Genomic DNA, 6,488 nt, shown 5'->3' with positions numbered 1-6,488 from the left:
GCGCCCTCCCCCGCCGTCACCGCGAAAACGGCCGGCGGCCCGAACCCGGCGGCCGCGAAGGCCGCGCGGACGGCCCGTCCCACCGCGTCCGCCCGCTCCTCCTCCACCAGCGCGATCGCCGACCCGCCGAAGCCCCCGCCGGTCATCCGGGCGCCCAGCGCGCCCGCCGCGCGGGCGGTGTCGACCGCCAGGTCCAGCTCCGGACAGGAGACGGCGAAGTCGTCGCGGAGCGAGCGGTGACCGGCGGCGAGCGCCGGACCGACCGCCCGGAGGTCCCCGGCCGCGAGCAGGGCGGCCACCCGCGCCACCCGCTCGTTCTCCGTGACGACATGCCGGACCACCGGCCGCAGCGCGGGCTCCAACCCGGCGAGCGCTTCCGGCAGTTGCGCGGGGGTCACCTCCCGTAGGGCGCGCACGCCGAGCGCCCGCGCGCCCGCCTCGCACGCGGCGCGGCGCGCCGTGTAGGCGCCGTCCGCCAGCGCGTGCCGGACGCCGACGTCGACGACGAGCAGCCGCAGCCCGTGCGCGGCGGGGTCGAACGGCAGGTGGCGGACGGTGAGGTCGCGGGTGTCGAGGTAGAGCGCGTGCCCGGCGCGGCAGCGGGCCGCGGCGGTCTGGTCCATGATCCCGCAGGGGACGCCGACGAAGGCGTGCTCGGCGTGCCGGGCCGGCCCGGCCAGCTCGGCCGGATCCGGCGCGAGGCCGTGGACACCGGTGACGGCCAGCGCCGTCGCGATCTCCAGGGCGGCGGACGAGGAGAGGCCCGCTCCCTGCGGCACGTCGCTCTCCACGTGCAGGTCCGCCCCGCCCACGGCGTGGCCCGCGGCGCGCAGCGCCCACACGACGCCCGCCGGGTAGGCGGCCCAGCCCCGGACCCGCCCCGGCACGAGCGCGGCCGGCTCCAGTGTGACCACGCCGCCGACCGCCCGCGCGGAGTGCAGCCGCAGCAGCCCGTCCGGCCGCGCGGCGGCGGCCACCCGGGTGCGCCGGGACAGCGCCGCCGGCAGCACCAGGCCCTCGTTGTAGTCGGTGTGCTCGCCGATGAGGTTGACGCGGCCGGGCGCCGACCAGACGCCGTCCGGCGCCCGGCCGTAGACGGCCCGGAACCCGGCCGCGGGGTTCACCGCGGCTCCGTGCCGCGGGCGAACTCCCAGGCGTCGGCGATGATCCCGGCCAGCTCGGGCCGCCGGGGCTTCCAGCCGAGTACCTCGCGGGCGCGCTCGGCGGAGGCGACGAGGACCGCCGGGTCGCCGGGCCGGCGGGGGCCCGTACGGCACGGGAGCGGGTGCCCGGTGACCTCGCGGGCGGTCTCGACGACCTGGCGGACGGAGAAGCCGTTGCCGTTGCCCAGGTTGCAGATCAGGTGCTCGCCGGGGCGGGCGGCGTCCAAGGCGAGCAGGTGGGCCTCGGCCAGGTCGCTCACATGGAGGTAGTCGCGGACGCAGGTGCCGTCCGGGGTGGGGTAGTCGTCGCCGTGCACCGTGATCTCCGGCCGCTCGCCGAGGGCCGCCTGGAGGACGAGCGGGATCAGATGGGTCTCGGGGGCGTGCCGCTCGCCGTGGCGGCCGTGCGCGCCCGCGACGTTGAAGTAGCGCAGCGAGACGGCGGCGAGGCCGTGCGCCGCGCACTCCCCCGCGATCATGTGGTCGACGGCGAGCTTCGAGGCGCCGTAGGGGTTGGTGGGGGCGGTGGGGTCGGTCTCGGTCAGCGGGACGGTGTCCGGGTCGCCGTAGGTGGCGGCGGTGGAGGAGAAGACGAGGGTGCGGACGCCCGCCTCCCGCATGGCGTCGAGGAGGTCGAGGCTGCCGCCGACGTTGTTGCGCCAGTACTTCTCGGGGGCCGCGACGGACTCTCCGACCTGGGAGCAGGCGGCGAAGTGCAGCACGGCGTCGTACGAGCCGTCCAGCCAGCGCGCCGCGTCCTGTACGCGCCCCTCGATGAAACGCGCGCCGGTCGGGACGGCGTCGCGATGGCCGGTGGACAGGTCGTCCAGCACGGTCACGGCGTGCCCGGCGGCCAGCAGGTGGGCCGCGACGACGCTGCCGATGTAGCCCGCGCCGCCCGTGACCAGGCACGTCCTCGTGTTCAGGCTCGCGTTCATGGGAGTGCCGCCTCTCGCAGTCGTTCCGCCGCGGTCTCCGGCGGCACGTCGTTGACGAACACGTTCATGCCGGACTCGGAACCCGCGAGGAATTTGAGCTTGCCGGGAGCCCGTCGGACGGTGAAGAGCTCGGCGTGGAGCGCGAATTCACTCCTGAGGGGGTGGCGCACGGGCGCCTGGTGCCAGCCGGAGACGTACGGGGTGGGCGGCGCGTCCGGCCCGAAGAGGCGGTCGAAGCGGCGGAGCAGCTCCCGGTGGAGGCCCGGCAGCTCGGCGCGGGCGGCCGGGCCGAGGGCGGGCAGGTCGGGCACCCGGCGCCGGGGGTACAGGTGCACCTCGTACGGCCAGCGGGCGGCGTACGGGACGAAGGCCGTCCAGTGCTCGCCGGCGAGGACGACACGCCGTCCGTCGGCCTCCTCGCGGGCCACGGTGTCGTCGTACAGATTCCGTCCGCCGGTGCGCTCGCGGTACGCGGCGACGGAGGCGAGGGCGCGTTCCGTCCGCGGGGTGACGAAGGGGTAGGCGTAGATCTGGCCGTGCGGGTGCGCGAGGGTGACGCCGATCTCCGCGCCGCGGTTCTCGAAGCAGTAGACCTGGGCGACGTCGGGGCGGGCGGACAGCTCGGCCGTGCGGTCGGTCCAGGCGGCGAGGACGAGGGCGGCCCGTTCGTCGTCCAGCTCCGCGGCGGAGCCGTGGTGGTCGGCGGTGAAGCACACGACCTCGCAGCGGCCCGCCGAGGGACCGGTGAGGGCCGGGAAGCGGTTCTCGAAGACGACGACCTCGTAGTCCGCGTCCGGGATCTCCGTGGGCCGGCCCGGGCGGGAGGGGCAGAGCGGACAGGCGTCGGGCGGCGGGTGGTGGGTGCGGCCCTGACGGTGGGCGGCGATGACGACGGTGTCGCCGAGCAGCGGGTCGGTGCGCAGTTCGGTGGCTCCGGCAGGGGTGCGCGGGGCGCGCCCCCGCTGCCCGCCGGGGCGGCGGGGGCCGCCCGCGGCCGGGGCCCCGGCGCCGGCCGCCAGGTCTGGAGCCGGCGGGGCGGCCGCGGCGGAGGAGGCCCCGGGCCCGGGCTCGGCCGGCCCGCCGGAGCCGTGGGGCTCCGGCGCGGACGGGCTCCGCCGCGCGCCGGAGCCCGCGAGGCCCGCGCCACCGCCGGCGGCGTCCGCGCCACCCGCTGCGCCGAGCCCGTGGGCGGAGGAGCGCTCCGCCCGGGACGGGCGCCCGGCGGAGGCGTCCCGCCCGGCCGGCTCCGCTCGTCCGGCCCCGCTCGGAGCACGCGTACGGCCGGACGGATCCGGGCCGCAGAGGCCGGACGGATCCGTCCCCCGGTGGTCGGCCGCCTCGCGGGCCGTGTCGTCCCGGGCGTCGTAGTAGAACAGCTCGCGGCCGTCGGCGAGCCGGGTGGCCGTTCTCTTCACGTCCGCACTCTGCCCGCTCGTACCGTCCGGCACACCGGTCCCGCCGTGAACCGCCGGGGGCGATGCGCCGTACGCGGCGCGGCGGACGCGGACGCGCGGCCGTGGCGTCTCCGGATCGCCGGTCCCCCGGCGCCACCGGCACGCCGTCCGGTCGCCGACCCGCCGCGCGGCGGACGCCGACACGCGGCCGTGGCGTCTCCGGATCGCCGGTCCCTCGGCGCCACCGGGGCGCCGTCCGGCCGCCGGCCCGCCGCGCGGCGGTCACGGGCGGAGGCCGTGCCGGCGCGGCCGTCCAGCGGGCAGGGCGCGTCAGGGCGCCTGGCGCCCCACCACTCCCCGCGCGCCGGAGGGCGCGGGAACCGGGGCCGGGGTCCGGCCGCCGGCCGCCCGGTCGAGCAGGCCGGTGCGGGCCGCCAGGGCGGCGGCCTCCAACCGGGAGCCCACCCCGAGCTTCATCAGCACCCGCTGGACGTGCGTCCGGGCGGTGCTGGGCGCTATGCCCATGCCGGCCGCGATCAGCCGGGTGTCCTCGCCCTCGGCCACCCGGACCAGCACCTCGACCTCGCGCGGCGTCAGCAGCTGGAGCAGCCGGGCCCCCTCGTCGTCCGGCTGGGCCGCCGGGTTGAGCAGCTCGGCGAAGGCCCCTTGCAGCAGTTGCGGCTCGACGGCGGCCTCGCCCGCACGGGCCTTCATCATGGCGCGCTCGACGCCTTCGATCCGCTCGTTGTGCCGTACGTAGCCGGAGGCGCCGGCGGCGAAGGCGGCGGCGATCCCGAGCGGGCTGGGCACCGGGCCGAGCACCACGACGGCGACCTGCGGGCGCTCCCGTTTGATCCGGACCACCGGGTCGAAGGCCCCGGGCTCCGCCGGCGCGGCCGTGCCGAGCAGGCACACCTCGGGCGCCCGGCTCACCACCAGATCGGCCGCCCCCGCGCTCGGCGCGGCTGCGGCCAGCACCCGGTGCCCCCGCAACTTCAGCGCCGAGGCGAGCGCCTCGGCCAGCAGCCGGTGGTCGTCGACCACCATGAGCCGCACGCCCATGCGCTGCCCCCCTGTCGCCCGCGTACGTCTCTCGTCGCCCTCTGCCCCCGGAAGCTACACGCTTGTTCGACGTTCCGCGCCCCCTACTGGTGAGAAGTCCCCCGGAATGCCGAAATCCCTGTCAATCACGTGTACTTCGCGTCTGAAACGGATCGTTCAGGCATGTATGCGTGATGAGCAGGGATACGGCGTGGAGTGCTCGCTAAGTGATCAACTCCCGTAGTCCGAGTGATCGTTCGGCGGCCGGAGCAGGGGCCCACGGGCCACGCTCAGCCTCCGGTGGCTCACTCGGCTCCCCAGATCATGGCGACGTATTCCTTGCCCTTCGCGAACTGACTGGGCTTGTGCAGGAACTTGCGGCCGAGGTACAGCCGGCCCTGCGACCAGATCGCCTGCTCGAAGAGGGGCGAGATCTGGTTCTCGGTCTCCTGGGTGGCGATCGGGTTCTTCAGCAGCGGCTTGGCGGCGAAGGTCCGCGGGTCGATGCTCACCACGGTGCCGCCACCGCGCCAGCCGGCGGTCTGGTAGCCGATGACCGAACCGTCCTTCTCCACGCCCAGCGGTACCAGGGTGGAGCTGACGCGGCCGTCGACCTTGCCCTTCGTCCGGCCGGTGGCCAGGTCGAAGGCGACGATCTCGTTGACGCGGCCGACCTCGCCGGTCTTGCCGGTCTGGTGGTCGTCCGTGGGCAGGTACAGGGCGTCCTTGCCGACGGCGAGCTTGTAGCACGCCTCGACGCCGCTCGACGAGCAGCGCGGCTGGTACTTGCCGTTCTCCGTGGAGATCTTGCTGCGCAGCTTGCCTTCCGAGCCGCTGTCGTCGATGGCCATGAAGTCCGAGACGCCGGTGCCGCTGTGGTCGCCCACCTTGACGCCGATGACCAGCGGGTCGGTCGACACCACGTGCGCGTCGTCGATGCCGTTCGGCAGGTTGAACGTGGACTTGGCCTTGCCGGACGCCGGGTCCAGTGTCTCGATCTTCATCTGCGGGCGCTCGTAGTCGCCGCAGCGCCGGACCGCGACGAGCTTGCCGCCACCGCCGTAGCCGTCGTCCTTGCAGAGGTCCTCCGGCTTGGGCTTCCACAGCTCCTTGCCGTCCATCGTCCAGGCGGCGCCGCCCTGGAGGCTGCCGGCCGCGACGGTCCCGCCGCCGACGGTGACGTCTTGGAACTGGATCGTTCGGTCACCGACCTTGACCGACTTCTGCCACAGCTTCTTCCCGTTGTTCAGGTCCAGGGCCACGACCTGATTGCACGGGCCGCCGTACGGCTTGCTGGAGGACGGCGGCGCCTCCTCGACGAGCACGGCCGTCTTGCCGTCCTCGGTGACGTGCGTCGGCGCCTGGCAGATGTCGCCGGAGAGCGGGATCTCCCACTGCTTGCCGCCGGCCGGGCCGTAGCCGACGACCTTGTCGAGGTCGCTCTTGGCGAAGACCTTGTCGGTGACCCACATGCCGGCCGCCGACCGGCTGTCCTCGACCACCGGCTGGTCCGCGCCGAAGAGCAGCTTGCCCTCCTTCGGCCGCACGTCCTCGGACCCGCCCTTGCCGCCGGTCCCTCCCTTGCCCTGCTCCTGCTTTCCGTTCTTGTTCGCGGAGTTGGTGGGCTTGTCGTCCTTGTCGTCACCGCTCTGGGTGGCGTACCAGACACCACCGCCGACGGCGAGCACCAACGCGGTGACGGCACTGACGATCACCGCCATCCGCTTCTTGGCACCGCCACCGGACGGCGCGGGCGGCGGCGGGTAACCACCGCCCCCGTACTGCGGGAACGGCTGGACGGGCGTGGGGGCGCCGGGGCCGGCCGGGCCCGGGTAGCCGTAACCGCCCGCCGGGAACTGCGGGGTGTGCGGCGCTCCCGGCGGAGGCGGCGGCGTGGGGGCGCCCGGCGGCGGAGCGAGCGGCGCGCCAGGGGGCGCGGGCGGAACCTGGGG

Annotated in this window: 4 protein-coding genes and 1 pseudogene; all 5 read right to left on the bottom strand. The window is 75.7% G+C overall.

The window, feature by feature from the left end; all coding sequences use genetic code 11:
- Positions 1-1,124, bottom strand: a 1,124-nt coding sequence (gene galK, locus ACSNOK_RS29260; protein ID WP_436783809.1) for a galactokinase, incomplete at its 3' end; no start/stop codon positions are given.
- The gene (gene galE, locus ACSNOK_RS29255; RefSeq protein ID WP_436783808.1) at positions 1,121-2,101 is read right to left on the bottom strand and encodes a UDP-glucose 4-epimerase GalE; all 981 of its coding nucleotides are present in this window, start codon (positions 2,099-2,101) and stop codon (positions 1,121-1,123) included. The genes galK and galE, both read right to left, overlap by 4 nt.
- Positions 2,098-3,033: pseudogene (gene galT / locus ACSNOK_RS29250) on the bottom strand (galactose-1-phosphate uridylyltransferase); the annotation flags it as partial. The pseudogene galT and the gene galE, both read right to left, overlap by 4 nt.
- A gap of 792 nt (positions 3,034-3,825) precedes the next feature.
- Complete coding sequence (locus ACSNOK_RS29245) at positions 3,826-4,557, bottom strand: response regulator transcription factor (protein WP_436783807.1); 732 nt, start codon at positions 4,555-4,557, stop codon at positions 3,826-3,828.
- 284 nt (positions 4,558-4,841) lie between these two features.
- Positions 4,842-6,488 (bottom strand): outer membrane protein assembly factor BamB family protein (locus ACSNOK_RS29240; RefSeq protein ID WP_436783806.1); only part of this gene is annotated, 1,647 nt, incomplete at its 5' end.

Source organism: Streptomyces sp. URMC 126 (assembly GCF_051386555.1).
In the GTDB taxonomy this organism is placed as follows: domain Bacteria; phylum Actinomycetota; class Actinomycetes; order Streptomycetales; family Streptomycetaceae; genus Streptomyces.
The sequence above is the reverse complement of the archived record's forward strand: the minus strand, read 5'-3'. Positions and strand labels throughout refer to the sequence as shown.

Bases quoted from the DNA above. Each gene is read 5' to 3' on its own strand.
- galE (WP_436783808.1), bottom strand. From the start codon at position 2,101: ATGAACGCGAGCCTGAACACGAGGACGTGCCTGGTCACGGGCGGCGCG.
- ACSNOK_RS29245 (WP_436783807.1), bottom strand. From the start codon at position 4,557: ATGGGCGTGCGGCTCATGGTGGTCGACGACCACCGGCTGCTGGCCGAG.